Raw genomic sequence first — 20937 nt, 5'->3', positions numbered from 1 at the left:
AATGAATAAGGGAGGATACTTTAAATGGAGAACAAAATTCTAGATGACAGCTATAAAGTAGTTGTCAATGCAGAGGAGCAATACGCTTTATGGCCATTGCACCTTCATAATCCATCTGGCTGGAGTAATGCTGGGAAGAGTGGTACTAAAGCAGAATGCCTGACTTTCGTGAATGAAGTCTGGTGTGACTTGACACCGCTAAGCTTGCGACAAGTATGATGTCTGTTCCAACTATTTATGCTGTGCGAATGGATAATTGTTCGGTTCAAGTAAATCTTGAAAGAATTGAGCGCTGGTCTGCGCTTGTGCCAGTTGCACGAGCAATGCGGGTAGCACGTTTTCGGCATTGGGAGGATCAATGGCGATCACTTTCTGGAAACATGATAGTGAATTATGTACTGCGCGAGAAATACAAATTACCAGTTCATCAGATGATATTTACTCAAAACGAATACGGTAAGCCAATCTTACTTGGCAATGAAGTACAATTTAATGTCTCACATTCTGGTGTATGGACAGTGGCAGTTTTCCACTCAGAGGCAATCGGTATCGATATTGAGAAGATGGTCAAGGCGGATCTGCAGCTGGCACAGTCTATGTTCACCAGCACCGAATATGAAACATTAATTAATCTCCCTGAACATGAGCGCGATCGGATGTTTAATATGATCTGGACGGCCAAAGAAAGCTACATCAAAGCTTTAGGCAAGGGATTGGCCATACCGTTGAACTCGTTCAGTGTTGTTAAAACTGCTCTCAATGTTAGCAATTTTCCTATCGCTGTTGGAACTGGACTTAAAGGGAGCGGCGAGAATGATCAAGTTTTCTGTATACAATCGGTGGTAGAATCGGGGGAATTGGAAAGTAACTGGAAATTGCACCAGGTCCAGTTGGATCCAGACTATATGCTTACGACCTGCACAACATCGAGGAATTGCCATGCATTGATTGAGCTTGATGCTTCGCAACTCAATTAAATTTTTATGTATGAGGAAACTGTCAACTCTTTAGAGTTTGACAGTTTCTTTGTGTTAATAGTTCTTTCCACTATTTGCTTCTGGCCCATTATTGTTGTATCTTAAAATATAATGCTTTTTTATTTTACTTTGTAACGAGTTACACATAAGGGGTTGAATTTTTTTGTTAAAGCTTAATCATTTTATTAAATTATGTCTTGCTGTATTTATGATATTGGCAATCGTGTATGTTGGTACGCTTGTTGATTTTGTATTTAAACCGATTTTATCGTTGGTAACCAACATAACGATTCCATTAATGTTATCTGTTTTTTTCTATTATTTGCTTCTTCCAATAGTAAATTGGATGGAAAAGAAAAAAATTAACCGAGGTTTATCAATTCTACTAATCTATTTGTTTATAGCATTTCTATTGATTGGTTTTTTTATTGGGGTGTGGCCAACCGCCCGTACGCAAATGTTGAACTTGTTTAACAACGCTCCAAACTTATTAAACTCATTGAATGAACAATTGAAAGAGATTGAGCAAAGTGGATTTTTAGCAGACTTTTTCCCATCAGATGTTAGCCCTTTAACACAAATTACCAATTACTTGAATAAAGGGGTTACGTTATTAACGAATTATGTAACAGGACTATTTTCAGTTATTTCTAATGTCGCAATTGTATTATTTATATTCCCTGTTATTCTGTTCTACATGCTGAAAGAAAGCGGTGGATTCTCAGATAAATTGGTTAGATTGACTCCGAAAAGATTTCAATCAGATGCCACAGATGTCGTAACAGATATTAATCAGTCGCTTAGTAATTTTATCGTCGGCAGAGTACTGATCAATTTAGCACTTGGAGTTCTCATGTACATTGGTTTTCTTTTTATTGGCCTACCTTATGCACTGTTACTTACAGTCGTGGCTGTTATTATGAACTTTATTCCATTTATCGGTGCTATCTTGTCGGCTATTCCAATTCTAATCATCGGATTCATTGAATCGCCGTCCACCGCAATTTGGTCTCTTGTCATTATTCTCGTAGCACAGCAAATTCAAGATAATCTTATTGCGCCTTATATTTTCGGTAAACAGTTGGATATCCATCCAATAACAACGATCGTAATCGTCTTAATTGGAGGAGATCTGGCCGGCATCATAGGCATGTTATTGATTATTCCTGTATATATGATCATCAAAATTATTGTACTTAAAGTATATGAACTGTTCATCAAACAGAAATGGGAAAATGCCTAAGTGCCTTATTCTTTCATTTTGTTACAATTAATTATAATATCAATCGTACGTAGGGACTGTCCTTATGTGCGATTTTTTTATCTAATGAAAGATATAACGCAACAGGTTTCCCAAATGAACTATAACTTCCATTTTAAACCAATTATATAAGTTTTTTATAATTTTATCTAAAGTCTTTCATCTTAAATATTATTAAGATATCTGTTAAATTAATTATGTAATCGCTTTCAAAATTGTTGCGAAAGGAAGTGTAAACACAGTCCTACTAAAAAATGCACTGCATCACGGTGTGACTAGCTGTAATTCAATTAAAAGGAGGAAAGCCAAATGAAACAAAAAAGAATAAGGTTATTTTTAACACTTTTACTTTGTTTAGCGCTTACAATCCCCGCAGTTATCGTACAGGCGGCAACTACGATTAACTCCAATCAAACTGGGACCCAAGATGGCTACGACTATGAGCTATGGAAGGATTCTGGAACAACAAGTATGACACTTAATAGTGGTGGAGCATTTAGTGCCCAGTGGAGTAACATCAATAATGCGTTATTCCGTAAAGGCAAGAAGTTCGACTCGACGAAAACACATGCACAGCTTGGAAACATATCAATAAACTACAATGCAACATTCAATCCAGGCGGAAATTCTTATCTATGTGTTTATGGTTGGACAAAGGACCCTCTAGTAGAATATTACATTGTCGACAACTGGGGCACATATCGTCCAACAGGCACACTAAAGGGTTCCATTTCGATAGACGGAGGGACATATGACATATATGAGACTACTAGAACTAATCAACCCTCAATTATAGGTACTGCAACATTCAAACAATATTGGAGTGTAAGAACAACTAAACGCTCAAATGGAACAATATCTGTCAGCGAACACTTTAAGAAGTGGGAAAGCTTAGGGATGCCAATGGGTAAGATGTATGAAGTTGCACTTACGGTAGAGGGCTATCAAAGTAGCGGGAGTGCTGATGTAACAACAAATACACTTACTATTGGTGGTAATTCCGGCGGCGGAACTACTCCAACACCTACACCAACTCCTACTCCAAGCACAGGAATCATAAAAGAAGCGGAGAGTATGACGAAAAGTGGGCAGTACACAGGTAATATTAGTTCGCCGTTCACTGGGGTTGCTTTATACGCTAACAATGATTCAGTGAAATACACACAAAATTTCACGACAGGTACCCACAGTTTTTCACTTCGAGGTGCTTCGAATAACTCAAATATGGCTAGAGTCGACTTGAAGATCGGTGGACAGTTGAAGGGTACCTTCTATTACGGAGGAAGTAATCCTGCAGTCTATACTATAAATAATGTCAGTCATGGAACTGGAAATCAAGAGATTGAACTCATTGTTACAGCTGATAATGGAACATGGGATGCTTACATTGATTATTTAGAAATACAGTAATAACTGGAAGTCGACAATCGATGTTGAGTAGGTTGAATTTGTTCGTAGGGTTTACCTACAATTAAATTTAAGGAGGTCCTATTTTGTTTAACTCAAAACTAAGTAAAGTACTAACAGTGTTTGCTCTTTTTGGTACGTTATTTTCTAATTCACTTATGCCTAATGCTATTGCTGCAGATGCAAACTGTCCAAACGGTTATGTAGGTTTGACATTTGATGATGGACCCAATGCAAGTAATACGACAAATCTGCTTAATGCATTGAATCAAGCTGGTTTACGAGCAACAATGTTTAACCTTGGGCAAAACGCCCAAAATAATCCATCATTAGTGCAAGCTCAAGTGGCTGCTGGTATGTGGGTAGGAAATCACTCCTATTCTCATCCCCATATGACTACGTTAAACAGCTCTCAGATGTCTTCACAAATCACAATGACACAACAAGCAATCCAAGCAGCTACAGGAGCTGCACCGAAGTTATTCCGTCCGCCTTATGGTGAGACCAATGCTACTTTGAGGTCCATACAGGCACAAAATGGTCTTACTGAAGTATTGTGGAATGTTGACTCCCAAGATTGGAATGGAGCTACTACTGCACAGATCGTAGCAGCCGTTGGTCAATTGCAAAACGGTGACATAATTCTGATGCATGACCAATACCAAACTACGCTTCAAGCTATTCCGCAGATCTCACAGAACCTTAAGAACCGTGGTCTATGTTCGGGAATGATCTCTACGAGCACAGGGAGAGCGGTTGCTCCAGAAGGAACAGGAACCACTAATCCAATTACAGTTACAAAAAAAGAAGCAGAGAGTATGACGAAAAGTGGGCAGTACACAGGTAATATTAGTTCGCCGTTCACTGGAGTTGCTTTATACGCTAACAATGATTCAGTAAAATACACACAAAATTTCACGACAGGTACCCATAGTTTTTCACTTCGTGGTGCTTCGAATAACTCAAATATGGCCAGAGTTGACTTGAAGATCGGTGGACAGTTGAAGGGTACCTTCTATTACGGAGGGAGTAATCCAGCAGTCTATACTATAAATAATGTCAGTCATGGAACTGGAAATCAAGAGATCGAACTTATTGTCACAGCTGATAATGGAACATGGGATGCTTACATTGACTATTTAGAGATACAGTAAAGCTTAAAGCAATAAACGGTAAATAACGTTTTCTTTGAAATTGAACCAAACCCATCTAATATAGACCAGTTGCCGAAACAATCGGTGACTGGTTTATTAGTTTTGTGTCATTCTAGTCTATTCTCTTGAAAATTCTCATAAATTTTATGAATGAGGAGGGGTAATAATGGATGATGAGCGTAATGTAAATGAAAATAGTAAAAATGAACAACTTGAATCATTTCGAGTGGATGATGAAGGGCAGTTTCTAACTACTAACCAAGGGTTGAAAGTATCTGAGGATGAATTTTCGTTAAAAGCTGGTGATCGTGGACCAACTTTAATGGAAGATTTTCATTTCCGGGAAAAATTAACTCACTTTGACCATGAACGTATACCTGAAAGAGTTGTTCACGCACGTGGGTTTGCTGCACATGGAGTGTTCGAATTATATGAAAATATGAAGGATTTTACGAGAGCAAAATTTTTGCAAGATACTTCATCAAAAACTCCTGTTTTTGTTCGCTTTTCTACAGTGAATGGAGCCCGAGGTTCCTCAGATACAGCACGAGATGCAAGAGGGTTTGCTACGAAATTTTATACCGAAGAAGGGAATTACGACTTAGTAGGTAATAATATCCCCGTATTTTTCATTCAGGATGCAATTAAGTTCCCAGATCTAGTTCATTCATTTAAACCAGAACCTAATAATGATATACCACAAGCATCAACTGCACACGATACCTTCTGGGATTTTGTAGCGAACAACCAAGAATCTGCACATATGATTATGTGGATTATGTCTGATCGAGCGATACCAAGAAGTTTCCGAATGATGGAAGGCTTTGGTGTACATACGTTTAGATTAGTGAATGAACAAGGAAAGGCGCACTTTGTGAAATTCCACTGGAAGCCATTGTTAGGTGTGCATTCTCTAGTTTGGGATGAATCTCATTTGCTCGCAGGAATCGATCCGGATTTTCATCGCAACGATCTATGGCATGCTATTGAAAATGGTTTCTTTCCTGAATATGAATTAGGCGTTCAAATACTAGATGAACAAGATGAATTTAACCTTGGCTTCGATATATTGGATGCGACAAAAATATGGCCTGAGGAAATTATCCCCGTAAAAATAATTGGCAAGATGACCTTGAATCGTAATGTCGATAACTTTTTTGCAGAAACAGAGCAAGTGGCTTTCCATCTAGGGAATGTTGTACCAGGAATCGATTTTACGAATGATCCGTTGCTTCAAGGCCGTTTATTTTCATATTTAGATACACAGTTAATCCGTCTTGGCGGTCCTAATTTTCATGAAATTCCAATTAATAGACCTGTAGTACCTTTCCATAATAATCAGCGTGAAGGATATCATCGTCAAACCATTAATTTGGGGAAAGTCAGTTACCATCGAAATTCTTTAGCGGGAAACACGCCTAGACCTGCTACTCCAGCTGAAGGAGGATATGAAACTTATCAAGAAAAAGTAGAAGGTAGAAAAATTCGTGCAAGAAGTGATAGCTTTAAAGATCATTTTTCACAAGCAACGCTATTCTGGAATAGTATGAGTCCAACTGAAAAAAAACATATTATAGATGCATTCAGCTTTGAACTTTCTAATGTTAAAAGTGATTCTGTAAAACAACAAGTTGTCGATATGTTTGCTAACGTGAGTTTAGAATTAACGAATTCATTTGCTAAAATTATAGGAGCAAATCCTCCAACTTCGGGTGGTTCAACTGTCACACAGTCTTCGCCAGCACTCAGTATGGAGAATACGATATTTAGTCCAAAGACTCTCACTGTTGCCGTCATTGTTACAGATGGCTTTAACGGTCCAAATTTGAAATTTGTATTGAATCGTTTGACAGCCGAAGGGATTATGCCAAAAATCATCAGTGAAAAGATTGGTGTAGTTGAAGGAACAGACGGAATAGGAATAAAAGCAGACTATACTTTTTTAACAGCAAAATCTGTGCAATTTGACTCCGTTTACCTAGTAAACGCTAGTAACGACAGCCAGAAGTTTAATCAGCTTGCTGCTAATTTTATTGACCAAGCATATTCTCACTATAAACCAATTGGAGCAAATGCTGGGGTTAAAAACTGGATGGAATTAAATAATTTTGTTGGAAAACCAGGCGTAGTTATCGAGACTGATACAGAACAATTCACAACTGATTTGATAAATGCTATTACTAAACAACGCTTCTGGAAGAGAACTGTTATTTAATAACAAATGATGTGAAGCAAATTATTGAACGATGTAATTGAATAATATACTTATTGAATGATTGAAACGAGTCCGTCATGTAAGAGGGTACTGAGAAACTTAAGTTTTTCAGTACCTCCTCATGTACGGGCTTATTTATATTTGTACCTTTATCCGCTTATCAAATAAGAACAGGAGTTAATGAAAATGCTGGTTTCGTCACGCAATAAAGGTTATACTATTTCTGAACAAAAAATCCAAAGTTCAAAATGATCAACCAATCGATTCCATATTAAGAAACAGAACAGGTGAATAATTGATGCATAATAACAAACTTCTGAATAATTGGTTGTCTTTCACAGATATCCAAACTACCATTAACAATAAATTAGAGACTGAGTTACAAAATAGATACAACTTATCATTAAAAGAATTTTACGTTCTTTATTTTTTATCTCAAACTAGTGAAAAAAAATTAAGACTTCAGCAATTGCAAGAAATGGTAGGTCTAAGTCAAAGTGCAATATCCAGATTGGTAGGCAGGATGGAAGCCAAAAATTGTGGTGCTTTGCAGCGAAGCATCTGTGAAGATGATCGACGAGGCATATATACTCGTTTAACGGAGTACGGCGAGGAAAAATGTGAAAAGGCATTAGTTACGGTAAACGAAATTTTTAAAGAAATTCAATTACAAGATGGATTTCAAAAGGAACTTCAATCAATAGTCCAACAATTTCAAAGCCAAGAATAAATCAAATCTAAGAAAAGCAACTCGGTGATTACACTGGGTTGCTTTTTATTTGACAAATAAAAATTTGTCGTGTTATTATTAATGCATGCGCAAGCATGTAATATGACTTCAAAGGAGTTTTTACGATGATTAATTTATTTTCACCATACAAGTTTAAAGGCATGGAATTGAAAAACCGTATCATTATGCCACCTATGTGCCAATATTCGGTCGAGAAAAAAGACGGAATTGCGACAGAATGGCACTATTTGCATTATGTGAGTCGTGCTGTTGGCGGAGCTGGTATGATAATCATTGAAATGACCGACGTAGAACCGGATGGTCGTATCTCTGACTACGATCTCGGATTATGGTCTGATGAACAAATTCAACCTCTAAAAAGAATAGTCGATGCATGTCATGCATACGGAACTAAAGTCGGAATTCAAATCGCGCATGCTGGACGTAAAGCAGAAGATGCAATAGTTCCTGTCGCTCCTTCTGCAATTCCTTTCGATGAGAATTACAAAACACCAAGAGCACTTTCAACTGATGAAGTAAAAGGATTAGTAGAGAAATTCCGTAGTGCAGCGAGAAGAGCTGTCGAAGCAGGATTCGATTCTATTGAAATTCACGGTGCCCATGGTTATCTAATCCATCAATTCCATTCTCCACTTACAAATAAAAGGGAAGATGAATATGGTCAAGATCTAACTAAATTTGGTAAAGAAATTATACAAGCAGTCAAATCAGAAATGCCTGAGGATATGCCTCTAATCATGCGTATATCTGCAAAAGAGTATGTAGAAGGTGGCTATGGCATTAACGAAAGTATTCAGTTCTCTCGCGTTTACAAGGATGCTGGAGTAGACATGTTTGATGTATCGTCAGGCGGAGAGGGCCAAATAGCGGCGTGGGGCAGACCAGGTACACATGCGGCCTATCAGGTTCCTTTAGCTAAAGAAATCAAAAATACGCTTGATGTTCCTGTAATTGCAGTAGGAAGACTTGATGATGCGATACTCGCTAATGCAGTAATTGGTAATGAGGAAGCTGATCTAGTTGCTGTAGGTCGAGGTATGCTGAGAAATCCATACTGGTCATTAGAAGCAGCAAAACAATTAAAAATAGAAACGAATGTACCAAAACAATATACTTTTGGGTTTAAGTGAAATACTTATAGTTAAAGCTTAATACAAGAGGAATTTCTACAGATTTATCATTATAAAAAACCGCGCTGGGCGCGGTTTTTTTATTTTAAAGTTTTATCGACGTATTAGATAACACTCAACAAATAATTCCCGATAGTTTATAGGTATTAAGATACTTATACAATCAATGGAAAAAAAGTAAAATAGTACGCGAGATAATAAGAATGAGTTAAACTTGATCCTTGTCATTCACTAATTTAAAAGGAGCAATGTCATATGGGCGTTTCTGTTTATTACACTTGTGAGAGAGATCACATCGTTACTGACAATGAAGCATACGAGATAACAGCCATTATTAATAAATATAACGATGGTTTTGAACTGAACGATATTGCAGAATCATTCTTTGTTTATACCTATGATCTTGATCAACCGACAGTAATCTTTAAAGGATCAACTAAACTACCTTTAACTAATAACTTTGAAGATTCAGTTTATGCATTGTTTTATTGGTTAGATTGTTTGACCGATATTCGGAGAACGATTTTTGATGGGAGTTGGCATGTACATTTGGACGGTACAGAGGCCGCTTGGGACGAAGAAGCAGGTTGGTATATGCCAAAGGGATAGTATACTAAAATTGTATGAATGTGAGTGACCGATATGAATAATCATCAAATCCAATTCAAGTATAACCCGATAATAAAAAGAATATTAGCTAGAAAGCATAATCATTAACCCCATTAATGAAAGGAGTCTATAATAATGAAGTTTAACTGTCAGAATTGTGATGCTCCGATAGGTTTTGAAGGAGTATGTTGGAAATGTCGTACTGAGCAGGAACGCAATGAGGTATTGGGATGGACGGATGAGCAGATTGCGGTTAAAATCCAACATCTTATTGCTCATGCTGACCGATTGGTTAAATGGGATACGGTTGAATATAAAGATTGCAGTAAGCTGTTGGAGCTCCGTGGCATTTTTCCTCCAGAGCTACAGCGAGCAGCGTTGGCAGCCAAAGCATTTTCGATGGAGCAGCTTTATTATCATGCTCCAGTTGATGTGCGTGATGGTCTAATCGAGTTATTACTACAAACTACTGATGCTCACGAGGCGAACAATCTGATGAGTTGTCTCGCAATGCAAGGCGATGAAAGGGCATTGGAAACGTTGTTGGAGCTGGAGCTTAATCCCGCTCCGTGGAGTCAAAACCTTTTTGTAGATCCCTCGATCTATGCACAGGCGGGCGGATGGACTTTCGACCGAACGGGAAATCGTCGTGAATTGAATTTTGCTACTTGTTATGCTATGGAGAAGGGAGATAAAAGTATAGACAAATCTGCCCTAATTGGGACGTCTCGCACGGATACATGTCCACACTGCAAAAGACAACTAGTAGATATACTGGTGCTAGATGGACGAGATGAGCGGTTAAGCTTTCTAGAGATGGATGGCATATTCACCGCTACTTGTTGTCCTAATTGCTGTTGCTATACTGATGCTGTTTTCAGTCGATTTACATTAGATGGAGAAAGTAGCGCTATCTTCCCTTATAACGAATTAGATGACGAGATGAATGAAGAGGTGATAGAGGCACTATCTTCTAACTCATACATATTAGGAAAATCACCGGTTCCACTTTTTTATGGAGTTGGTAGTGAAGATATTAATACAATCGGTGGATTTGCTTCTTGGGTTCAGGACTGGCAATATGTTAATTGTCCAGATTGCAGTAAACCGATGAAATATATCGCCCAGATCCGTTGGGATACATTGATGGATTACAGCGAAGGTACGCTATTTATCGAAGTATGCACGGATTGCCATGTAGCCTCTATGCATCATCAACAGACATAATCCATAAAAAGGTGCTAATCTAATTAGCATCTTTTTATGTGTTTATCGAGCGAATGTTCCGTGTAGTTGACTTCCTTGTTTTATAACTATTTCCATTATGGATTGCTTATGAAGCATACTTATGGATGTAACAAATCAATCCAATGACTGCTATACTAACGAAAATAAATCAATATATAGGAGTGGTCAAGAATGGATAGTGTTCGTTATAAGATAAGAGAAGTGTTAGATAAGGACATCATTGATACCTTTTTAAGCAAAGCAAGAATCGGAAACCTTGGTATGGTTGATGGAAAGTTACCATATGTTGTGCCCCTTAATTTTGTATGGGTAAACGAAAAGCTTTATTTTCACGGAGCCTCAGGTGGGCGACGTAATCAAGTTATGAGTGAGAATAACGAGGTCTGTTTTACGGTATGTGAAGAATATGGAACGATTACTGATCCTGTACCGGCTAAGACGGACACTGCATATATGAGTGTTATCATTTTCGGAAAAGCTGAGCCGGTTGTTGATCTGGATGAAGCTACCTATATGTTGCAGGAAATGTTCCAAAAATATGTTCCTGGTTATTATGACCGTCCGTTATCCAAGCAGCATGTAGACAAATATCGGTCATCTATATTCCATTCTCCTGTTCAAGTGTACCGTGTTGATCCCTATCATATTACGGCGAAAGGAAATCCGATAGAAGAAGAAAAAATGTATAAAGAAAAGAAATAGTTAAATGGATAACTGTATACATTTTTGTATGGACTACTCGTCCCTTTCGTATTTGATCGAAGTTACTAATCCAAGTTTCTGATCTAAGGAAGCCACAGTCCTAATTAATATGGACTGTGGTTTTGTAATAATGTTAGAACCATAAGCGAGAGATTACTTGCAATAAAACATAAGTACATTGTGGGATAGGGAGGAAAGGGCAATATGGGCGATTTAGTTAAAGAAAATTTAATATCCGTAAGGGGTCAGATGGAATTAGCTTGCCTAGCCTCAGGACGCAATATAGAAGATGTGAAACTATTATTAGCGACAAAAACAGTTCCGCTGAAAAAGTTACAAAGCGCTATACAAGCAGGTGAGACATTGCTAGGTGAAAATAAAGTTCAAGAATTGCGAGATAAGTTCCCGCTTATGCAGCAGTACGACCAAGTGGAGTGGCATTTTATCGGACATTTGCAAACTAATAAAGTGAAGGACATATTAAAATATGTCACGCTCATTCATTCTGTGGACCGATTGAAACTGGGGCAAGCTTTGCAATATCAGCTTACTAGGGAAAATAAGTCTATAGATATTTTAGTGCAAGTTAATACGTCTTATGAAGAAAGTAAATTTGGCATCTCGCCACAATCAGTACTGGAGTTGGTTGAACAATTATCGCAATTCGATAAGTTGAACATTAAAGGCTTGATGACCATAGGAAAACTGGGTGCTACAAATGAAGAGACTAGGCAGTGCTTTAGACTACTAAAACAAATTCAGACACAAATTTTGGAGAAGAAGTTTCCACGTGTACAAATGGAGATTCTTTCGATGGGTATGTCCGGAGATTTCAAGGTTGCTATCGAAGAAGGAGCAACAATCATTAGAGTAGGGACCAGTATATTTGGTGAGCGACATTTGCCTGACGAATATTACTGGAACGAAAATGCTAATTAGAATGAATAGGAGAATGCATTAGCTGAACCTAAGGGACGTGAAACAGCACTGATAACTTTCTTAGCAACTGCTGCAACAAAGGATGGAGATGCATGCATTATAGCAGCATCTCCGCCAGACGGTTAATACCTGTTTCTATTGATTTCTCATCAACTTTAGCGAAACCTAGCACCCAACCTTTACGATCACTTTCCAAACAATATGTACTAAGTGGATACACACGAACTCCGTTTTCTAGTGCTAAGTTTGTTGTCGTTTCTTCATCAAATGAAGTTTCAGCTTCAAGAAGCATGTGCAATCCCGTTTCTACACCACTCAATATAAAACGTTCACTCAGACCAGATGCGATGATCGCTTTAGTCATTGCTTCGTGTCTACGTCGATATACATTTCTAACTCTTCTCATATGACGCATAAAATGTCCGTGTTCGATAAAATGAGCAAGTGTTAACTGCTCCATAATCGGAAGATGACGATATGTTAATTCATGGACATGAGCCAGTTGGCGAATAGCCTCCGTTGGACCAACGATAGCTGATATACGAATACCAGGTGCAATCATTTTGGAAAAACTCATCATATATAACGTATTTTGCGGTTGTTGGCTGTACAAAGTCGGAAGTGGGTCACCTCGATAGCGAAACTCACTATCATAATCGTCCTCAACAATCCAAAATTGTTGCTCGGTTGCCATATGTAGCAACTGTTGCTTGCGAGGTTCCGACATGATAACCCCTACCGCACATTGATGTGATGGTGTTACATAGACAAGCTTTGATTGAGGGTGAATGTGTTCGACTTGTAGTCCATAATCATCGACTGGGACAGCTGCAACATTCATTCGACGATATTTCATCGACATCCATGCAGCAGGAAAACCTGGGTCTTCTATTGAAACCGTTTCGCCTTCAGTTAAAAGTGCTTGAGCGATTAAATCTAGGCTATGCTGTGCTCCTGAAGTTAATATAATTTGATCAATATGAACGTGTATACCGCGCTCAAGTGACAAATAACGTTGAATCTGTTCCCGTAGTGGCACAAAACCATAGGCATTACCATAAGCCCAACTGGCTAGATCCGCATGTTTAGAAGCTTGTAAAAATGAATGCCTCCAATTTGTTTGGAAATGTTGATCCAAGTAAGGCTCATGCGGTGTGAAATCGATCTCCACTTCACGGTGCTCTTTGCCTCTGAACCAGCTTTGCAAATGACTGACCGCATCATTTAAGTGAGGTAACTCTGGGGTGATTGGACCTCGAGGTGATACTTCCTCTGTAAAGCTAGCTTTTGAAGTCCAGTCACTTATCCGTGTACCACCTCGTCTTGAAGTAACCGTGTAGCCACGACTGAATAATTCTTCATAAACGATCTGGATCGTTGAGCGTGAGACACCAACCAATAATGCAAGTTCGCGAGAAGGTAACAGTAATTCACCCGGAAGCCATTTTCCAGTTGTAATATTAGAAATAGCCTGATCAAGAAGTTGTTGCCATATGGGGCGTTCGTCATCACGATTTACTATTAACATTCGTTTCACCTCCGATTGGATTCACTTCACTAATATGGATTGCGATTAAGGTTGGGGATTGATAATATTTAACAGTCCATTAAATGAAATACTATCATAGTGTTATTTAACCAAGCAATACTATAATTAGAGAATACAGATATTGAATATATTGGATTTTGATAGATTTGTATATTTGTGATAGCATGTATTACTTATTACATTACTAATGTCAACAGCAGCGCTTGCATTGTATGTTGCTCCATAGTAAGAGTCCAATATATAATTATTCCATTATATGGATAGTTTCAATTGAGGTGAATTACATGAAGAGAGGTTACTTTAACACGATTATGTTTATCTCTATTCTCCTAAATGTTATATTGATCGTGTTTTTTGTTAGTCAATATTCAAATGTTTTTGGTTCAAAAGATAAAATCTCTACATATTACAATAGTTTCTATGAAAGTGTGAGCACATTGGATAGGACATTTGATCAAATCGATGATACTAAGGAAGATATGCAGATTATAGAAGATATGTATGAATCTAATATTAGATTAAACATTGTATATGATCGACTTGTTTATTTAGAGGATAATATAGGAAAGTATTCAAAACTAGATTTGCCTGATATTAAAAACAAATTAGGTTTGCTTAAATTTAATTACTATTCATTCATGCTCGATCAGATTATGGATAATAATAAAGCTGGTTCAGAGGAATTTAAAGAGTACAGAAAAGAAATAAAAGATTTTTTGGAAAATCTACCTGAAGAATATAGTGGCTCCAAACCGTTCGTTCAAAAGTTCAATGATGCAGTCAAATCTTTAGATATTATCCATCCGTTTTGATTAGTTAGATGCTTAGAATGTAGAAAAACTCAACACAATGAGTTTTTTACATTCTTTTTTTGTTTTAAAGAACGCTTGACCAAATCGAATCATGGGGTCCTTTTTCAGAAGGACGGAACGATTTTTTCACTAATGCCATATTGAAAGAAGTAGGGGACACACACAACAAATCTACAGCACAAGTTGCTTTACGCTTTCTAATTCAAAGAGGTGTAGTCGTTATTCCAAAAACGACACATATAGTTAGAATGGAAGAGAATATCAATGTATTTGACTTCGAATTAACCCCCGAGGAAATGGAGAAAATAGAAGCTTTAGATACAGGCGAAAGTGAATTTTTCTCTCACTATGACGCTCAAACTGTCGAGTTTTTAACTGGATACGGGAAGAATGAATTGAAATAAGTGATGAACTCATAATATACATCCTTTCAGATAATCATATTGATGAAAGGATGTGTTTTGCTTTGTTCGGAAATATCGTTATTGGATTCGTTGTTCCTTGGATATTGGCCATATATTTAATGAGAAAAGCTTCGATCGTTATAATTATTACATTGCCGATTGCAAGTTTAGTCGCAATATTAAGTAATACTTTTGGATTCCAATTAAAATTTTGGTCATTTACTCCTTTAATCCACGGTGAGGAATCCATCTCAGCCTTACCCTTGGATTTGGGATTATATCCGGTAATCGCTTGTTATATGGTTCACTGGATAAGAATCTCCCAAACCAACCATCTTGTCATATTATTTGTTACAATTCTGTTCACGACAATCCTTGAATATGTTGCATTACTAATAGGAAAGACATCATATAGTAATGGCTGGAACATTTACTGGACCTTTGTCTCTTATTTAATCGCTTATGGCATTGTCTATTTGTATTATCGTATTTTAGCTAAAAATTATAGAAAAATGAATTAAGAAATGGGCTGGTTAGTTTGGTCCCTTGACCATTTAGTAAAATAAGGATTGACAAACGTTGAAAAGAGTAGTTTAATTAATCCAAGAACTTTAATTAACAATTTGTTAATTGTAAATAGAATAACAAGGAGGGTAGAGATGAGCAGCCCGCAAAATAAAGACGCACTCGAGCAATACAATGTGAAAGATTATCGCACTCCTGATGGATATACAGCAGATATTACGGTATTTACAATCGTTCCAATTGAGCAGAAGCCATTCTCTCCACCCGTCATGGATTTGCAAATGATGCTCATTCAGCGTAGTATGCATAACTCCGAAGGTAAACCTAATATCGAAGCAGGTAAATGGGCAATTGCAGGAGGATTTATCGAAGAATCAGAAACGGGCTATAAGGCTGCACTTCGAGAACTGGAAGAGGAAACTGGTGTAAAAGATCTGCATATTGAGCATTTCGGTGTCTATGATAAGCCAGGACGTGATCCGCGTGGTTGGATTATTAGTAACACCTTTCTCGCAATCGTACCCTTTCACAAGCTTGCTGAACGTAAAGCAGGGGATGATGCTTCCGATGTTCGTATGTTTTCAGTTAAGGAAGTTCTAACATTGGATTTAGCTTTTGACCACAAACAAATTATTCAAGATTCTATTGCTGTTATTACAGAGAAGCTGTTACAAACGACAACGGCTAAAGAGTTCCTACCAGAGGAATTTACGTATTCTGAATTACAAGCTGTGCTAGCGACAGTTACAGATGATCCAGTTATTATGTCTAATCCATCCTTTATTCGTAAGATGAAGCAACTTCCGTTTATTGAAGCAATAGAGGGAAAGACGGTTACGCGTACTTCTAAAAGAAAAACTCAATTGTACCGCTTTAAGGAAGTATCCATTAATTACTCGATATACCACATGAGCTAATCAAGTGGTTCTTCTTTTTAGATATAATAATTAACAATTTGGTAATTATTAATTAATAAATGTATTATTAAAATGATTTCAAACTCAAATGAGAGCTTAATGATATTAATGGGAGGCGTTTACTATGAAAAGAGCGTTATTGAATATTGATTACACGAATGATTTTATTGCTACAAATGGGGCATTAACTTGTGGAAAAGCAGGTCAGAGCATTGAAACTGCGGTTGTAGCTACAACCAAGACATTTATTGATAACGGTGAACATATTATATTTGCTATCGACGTACACGATGACGGAGATGCATACCACCCTGAAACGAAATTGTTTCCTCCACATAATTTACGGAATACTAATGGAAGACTACTCTATGGACAATTACAGGAGGTATATGATACACATCAAAACCAATCCAATGTTCATTGGCTAGATAAAACTCGTTACAGTGCCTTTGCAGGAACAAGTCTCGATATGATGCTTCGTGCCAGAGAAATTGAGGAGGTTTACCTAGTTGGCGTATGTACCGATATTTGTGTTCTGCATACGGCTGTAGATCTGTACAATCTAGGTTATCGTATTGTTATCGTGAAGGATGCCGTAGCTTCTTTTAATCAAGCGGGTCATGAATGGGCGTTAGCGCATTTCGAGCATACATTAGGTGCAACGATAAGTTAATATAAGTTATTCAAAAAAGGAGGAAATGAAATGAACTACAACATACAAGACGATAGTTTAACACTTCACACTGATCGATACCAAATTAATATGGCTGAGGTGTACTGGAGAGAGAATGAACATCAAAAACAAGCTATTTTTGAAGTGTATTTCCGCAAGCTCCCATTCGACAATGGCTATGCAGTTTTTGCAGGTTTAGAACGGGTAGTTCACTATTTACAGGAGTTCAAATTTAGCCAAACGGATATTCAATACTTGCGTGAAGAAGGTTATCAAGATGATTTCCTTACGTTTCTGGCAACGATTCGCTTTACTGGAAAGCTGAGAAGTGTACGTGAAGGTGAAGTAGTATTCGCGAATGAACCGTTAATGGTTATTGAGGCATCATTAGTGGAGGCTCAATTGATCGAAACAGCCATTCTTAATATTGTAAATTATCAAACATTAATCGCGACGAAGGCTAGTCGCTTGAAAAATATTATCGGCAATCAGACTGCAATGGAATTTGGGACACGTCGTGCGCAAGAAATGGATGCAGCGATATGGGGAACTCGTGCAGCTTACCTTGCAGGTTTTGATGCAACTTCTAATGTAAGAGCAGGTAAGCTTTTTGGTATTCCGATTGCCGGAACTCATGCTCATTCTATGGTTCAAGTGTATCGTGATGAATATGTTGCATTTAAGAAATATGCCAAGACGCATCGAGATTGCGTTTTCCTAGTAGATACCTACGATACTCTCAAATCAGGAGTACCTACTGCGATTAAAGTAGCCAATGAGATGAAGGAAAGCATCAATTTTGTAGGTATTCGCTTAGATAGTGGTGACTTGGCTTATTTGTCTAAAGAAGCACGTAAAATGCTTGATGAAGCAGGATTTAAGCAGACTAAGATTTATGCGTCTAACGATCTGGATGAAGAGACAATTTTATCTCTTAAGCGTGAAGGTGCTTGCATTGATGTGTGGGGAATTGGTACAAAGCTCATTACAGCCTATACACAACCTGCACTTGGAGCAGTTTATAAGCTTGTGCAGATTGAAGACGATGGACAAATGGTCGATACAATTAAAATAAGTAGTAATCCTGACAAGATTTCTAATCCTGGTAATAAGCAAATGTGGCGAATTATTAATAAGGAAACCGGCATAGCAGAAGGAGATTATATCACGTTGCACAATGAAGTTTTACCGAAGAATGCGATTCGATTAGTTCATCCACTGCATAGCCATATGATGAAAACGATCAAAAGTTTTGAAGTCATTCAATTACAGATAGAAGTGATGGTAAATGGTGAATTAGTGTATGATCTTCCTACTCTAGACAATAATAGAAAATATGCAAAGGAGAGTTTAGCCCTTTTCTGGGAGGAATATCGTCGCTTACTCAATCCGCCTATCTATCCAGTTACATTAAGTGATGCTTGCTGGGACAACAAGCGACAACTCATAGAAAGAGCATTATATCCAACACGTGAGGAGAGATAAGATGAAGATTGGAATCTATGGCTCTTCCTTTGATCCAGTTACCAATGTCCACTTATGGACAGCAAGTACAATTGCACATCGTTGTAAATTAGATAAGGTCATATTCTTACCTTGTTCCAGCAAACGACAGGATAAGCAAATGCAAACAACAGATGAGCATCGTGTTGCAATGTTACAACTTGCAATAGCTGATAATGATAAATTTGAAGTTGATGATTATGAATTCCAACAATTAGGTTGGGAAATCGCAACCTACCAAACCCTTCGTCACTTCAAAAAGAAATACGCTGAGGATGAGATATATTTCATTATGGGAGCAGATTTACTCGTTGATATAGGGCAAGGCAAATGGCAAAAAGCAGAGGATCTAGTGAAGGAAAACAAATTTATTGTGATGGCGAGAAATAATATCGATATGCTTTCCGTCATTGGTCGCTCCCCAATATTGCGTCATGTAGATGATGGTCAAACTTTTCATCTTGTTGATAAGGGACTAACTATGGAAATTAGCTCAACGTATGTTCGCGAGGAATTTAGGTTAGGCGGCGAAGCGCGTTATCTTATTCCTGAAAATGTGTACACCTACATGAAAAAACACCATTTGTATAGATAATTAGAGTTTGTAGATAGGGGAGTGAAGATATGAAAACTAAAGAGGAAATTGTTGCCGAACTGAATGTGAGACCAACTATAGATATTCAAACTGAAATTCATAAGCGAGTAAATTTCCTGGTAGAGTACAGTGTGAAAACTAACACTAACGGATTCGTTCTAGGCATTAGCGGAGGGGCAGATTCAACACTTGCTGGAAAACTCGCACAGCTTGCAGTAGATCAAATGAACGAGCATGGATACAACAAAAAATTCATTGCAGTTCGTCTACCTTACGGTGAGCAAAAAGATGAAGAAGACGCGCAAAGAGCACTTGCCTTTATCAAGCCAACGGAAAACGTAACGTTTAATATTGCTTCAGGGGTAAATGCACTTACACAAACGTATGGGCAAAGTATGGGTACCGCTATTTCAGACTTTCATAAAGGCAATATTAAGGCTCGCGCTAGAATGATCGCACAATACGCTATCGCAGGGGAGAACAATATGCTAGTCATTGGCTCAGATCATGCTGCTGAGGCTGTTACAGGCTTTTACACGAAATTCGGCGATGGTGGTGCAGATATCCTCCCTTTGAGCGGCTTAGTCAAATCTCAGGTAAGAATGCTATTGCAATCATTAGGTGCAGAAAAAATTCTTCATGAAAAGCCCGCTACAGCAGATTTGTTAGACGTAAAGCAACAACAATTAGATGAAGATGAGCTCGGAATAAGCTATGACTCAATAGATCAATTCCTTACTAACCCGCAGATTTCTGGAACGAACGATCAACAAATTCGTGAGCGTTACTCGATAACTCAACACAAAAGAGAACTACCTGTAACGATATTCGATACATGGTGGAAGTAAAGGGAGCCCCGAGGGCTCCCTTTTTTCGATCATGAAAAACAAGAGTTAATGTGTTTGAGTATTGTAAGTTACAAATTCAACATTGTTTAAACTGAGTTTAAATAGATGCTCTAACATAAACAGTGTTAAAAGATAAGCCTTTATGATATTTATTAAAGGCTGTTTTCTTATACTTTGTATATTATGAGGAGGCTGCATTATGGGTACTATGTTTACAGATTTAACATATCAGGAACTACAATCAATGTTAAGTAAAAGAGAAAATGTAAAGATTATTGATGTTAGAACAGCGAAAAGCTTTGATCGTGGTCATATAAAGGGAGCCATTAATATTCCTTATCCATTATGGTCGAAAATACCGAGGGTTTCGAGAGAAGAAGCGGTTGTCATTATCTGTTATGTTGGTACGGTAAGTCCAAGGGCGTCAGAGCGACTAGCTGAGTCCCATGCTAAGGTGTATAACTTTAAAGGTGGGATGGCACAATGGCAAGGAGATATTGAGACAGAGATCATCGGTAGTAAATGGAGCGCAGAGAGGATTAATAATTTAGTGCTAGGTTTATTATTGCTGTTGTCGTTACCAATATCATTTATTAGTCCTTGGTGGGGAATTGGCTTTTCATCATCGATAGCTTTAGGTGTAACTCTCTTTGGTGTCTTGAACTATATCTCGTTGGCTATCTGCCATATGTCCTAACATCATTTCTTTTCGAACTAT

22 protein-coding genes are annotated in these 20937 nt (G+C 37.7%); 21 read left to right on the top strand and 1 reads right to left on the bottom strand.

Annotated features, from left to right (window positions below; all coding sequences use genetic code 11):
* Positions 1–24 precede the first annotated feature (24 nt).
* The 12 genes from NAG76_17930 to NAG76_17875 all read left to right on the top strand — a co-directional run bounded on the left by NAG76_17930 (position 25) and on the right by NAG76_17875 (position 12393).
* Entirely contained in the window at positions 25–219 is a 195-nt protein-coding gene (locus NAG76_17930) for an MbtH family NRPS accessory protein (GenBank protein URN93688.1), read from the top strand.
* Positions 216–977: a 4'-phosphopantetheinyl transferase superfamily protein gene (locus NAG76_17925; GenBank protein ID URN93687.1), complete on the top strand. Its 762-nt coding sequence runs from the start codon at positions 216–218 to the stop codon at positions 975–977. Before NAG76_17930 ends, NAG76_17925 begins: the two co-directional genes overlap by 4 nt.
* A 163-nt stretch (positions 978–1140) precedes the next feature.
* Positions 1141–2220, top strand: coding sequence for an AI-2E family transporter (locus NAG76_17920; GenBank protein ID URN93686.1), 1080 nt, complete (start codon positions 1141–1143; stop codon positions 2218–2220).
* Positions 2221–2547: 327 nt separating this feature from the next.
* Positions 2548–3648, top strand: a complete 1101-nt coding sequence (locus NAG76_17915; protein ID URN93685.1) for a glycoside hydrolase family 11 protein — start codon at positions 2548–2550, stop codon at positions 3646–3648.
* Positions 3649–3731: 83 nt separating this feature from the next.
* Positions 3732–4799, top strand: a complete 1068-nt coding sequence (locus NAG76_17910) for a polysaccharide deacetylase family protein (protein ID URN93684.1) — start codon at positions 3732–3734, stop codon at positions 4797–4799.
* 166 nt (positions 4800–4965) lie between these two features.
* Positions 4966–7014, top strand: a complete 2049-nt coding sequence (locus tag NAG76_17905; protein URN93683.1) for a catalase — start codon at positions 4966–4968, stop codon at positions 7012–7014.
* A 298-nt stretch (positions 7015–7312) separates the two neighbouring features.
* Positions 7313–7744, top strand: coding sequence for a MarR family transcriptional regulator (locus tag NAG76_17900; protein ID URN93682.1), 432 nt, complete (start codon positions 7313–7315; stop codon positions 7742–7744).
* Positions 7745–7869: 125 nt separating this feature from the next.
* Positions 7870–8895 carry an NADH:flavin oxidoreductase/NADH oxidase gene (locus NAG76_17895; protein ID URN93681.1) on the top strand — a complete coding sequence of 342 codons (1026 nt, stop codon included), beginning with the start codon at positions 7870–7872 and terminating at the stop codon, positions 8893–8895.
* Positions 8896–9150: 255 nt separating this feature from the next.
* The gene (locus NAG76_17890; GenBank protein ID URN93680.1) at positions 9151–9504 is read left to right on the top strand and encodes a hypothetical protein; all 354 of its coding nucleotides are present in this window, start codon (positions 9151–9153) and stop codon (positions 9502–9504) included.
* A gap of 135 nt (positions 9505–9639) precedes the next feature.
* Positions 9640–10731 (top strand): hypothetical protein, encoded by a 1092-nt coding sequence (locus tag NAG76_17885; GenBank protein URN93679.1) that lies wholly within the window; start codon positions 9640–9642, stop codon positions 10729–10731.
* A gap of 192 nt (positions 10732–10923) precedes the next feature.
* A complete protein-coding gene (locus NAG76_17880) occupies positions 10924–11454 on the top strand; it encodes a pyridoxamine 5'-phosphate oxidase family protein (protein ID URN93678.1) in 531 nt (176 codons plus the stop codon).
* A gap of 204 nt (positions 11455–11658) precedes the next feature.
* Entirely contained in the window at positions 11659–12393 is a 735-nt protein-coding gene (locus NAG76_17875) for a YggS family pyridoxal phosphate-dependent enzyme (GenBank protein URN93677.1), read from the top strand.
* A 97-nt stretch (positions 12394–12490) separates the two neighbouring features.
* Here NAG76_17875 and NAG76_17870 read toward each other — a convergent pair whose 3' ends face one another.
* The gene (locus NAG76_17870) at positions 12491–13921 is read right to left on the bottom strand and encodes a PLP-dependent aminotransferase family protein (protein URN93676.1); all 1431 of its coding nucleotides are present in this window, start codon (positions 13919–13921) and stop codon (positions 12491–12493) included.
* 305 nt (positions 13922–14226) lie between these two features.
* Here NAG76_17870 and NAG76_17865 point away from each other — a divergent pair, with 305 nt between their 5' ends.
* From NAG76_17865 to NAG76_17825, 9 genes are all read left to right on the top strand, one after another.
* Positions 14227–14754: a hypothetical protein gene (locus tag NAG76_17865; GenBank protein URN93675.1), complete on the top strand. Its 528-nt coding sequence runs from the start codon at positions 14227–14229 to the stop codon at positions 14752–14754.
* Between the two features lie 140 nt (positions 14755–14894).
* Positions 14895–15158, top strand: a complete 264-nt coding sequence (locus NAG76_17860) for an aldo/keto reductase (GenBank protein ID URN93674.1) — start codon at positions 14895–14897, stop codon at positions 15156–15158.
* Between the two features lie 62 nt (positions 15159–15220).
* Complete coding sequence (locus NAG76_17855; GenBank protein URN93673.1) at positions 15221–15679, top strand: hypothetical protein; 459 nt, start codon at positions 15221–15223, stop codon at positions 15677–15679.
* Between the two features lie 138 nt (positions 15680–15817).
* Complete coding sequence (locus NAG76_17850) at positions 15818–16600, top strand: NUDIX hydrolase (GenBank protein ID URN93672.1); 783 nt, start codon at positions 15818–15820, stop codon at positions 16598–16600.
* 124 nt (positions 16601–16724) lie between these two features.
* Positions 16725–17273, top strand: coding sequence for a cysteine hydrolase (locus tag NAG76_17845; protein ID URN93671.1), 549 nt, complete (start codon positions 16725–16727; stop codon positions 17271–17273).
* A 30-nt stretch (positions 17274–17303) separates the two neighbouring features.
* A complete protein-coding gene (locus NAG76_17840) occupies positions 17304–18758 on the top strand; it encodes a nicotinate phosphoribosyltransferase (protein ID URN93670.1) in 1455 nt (484 codons plus the stop codon).
* A 1-nt stretch (position 18759) separates the two neighbouring features.
* Positions 18760–19371, top strand: a complete 612-nt coding sequence (gene nadD, locus NAG76_17835; GenBank protein URN93669.1) for a nicotinate (nicotinamide) nucleotide adenylyltransferase — start codon at positions 18760–18762, stop codon at positions 19369–19371.
* A gap of 29 nt (positions 19372–19400) precedes the next feature.
* Positions 19401–20219 carry an ammonia-dependent NAD(+) synthetase gene (gene nadE / locus NAG76_17830; protein URN93668.1) on the top strand — a complete coding sequence of 273 codons (819 nt, stop codon included), beginning with the start codon at positions 19401–19403 and terminating at the stop codon, positions 20217–20219.
* Between the two features lie 199 nt (positions 20220–20418).
* Positions 20419–20916 carry a rhodanese-like domain-containing protein gene (locus tag NAG76_17825; GenBank protein URN93667.1) on the top strand — a complete coding sequence of 166 codons (498 nt, stop codon included), beginning with the start codon at positions 20419–20421 and terminating at the stop codon, positions 20914–20916.
* Positions 20917–20937: the final 21 nt, after the last annotated feature.

This window comes from Candidatus Pristimantibacillus lignocellulolyticus (assembly GCA_023639215.1).
Taxonomy (GTDB): domain Bacteria; phylum Bacillota; class Bacilli; order Paenibacillales; family Paenibacillaceae; genus Pristimantibacillus; species Pristimantibacillus lignocellulolyticus.
Note: the sequence above shows the minus strand (reverse complement) of the source record. Positions and strands in the feature narration are given on the sequence as shown.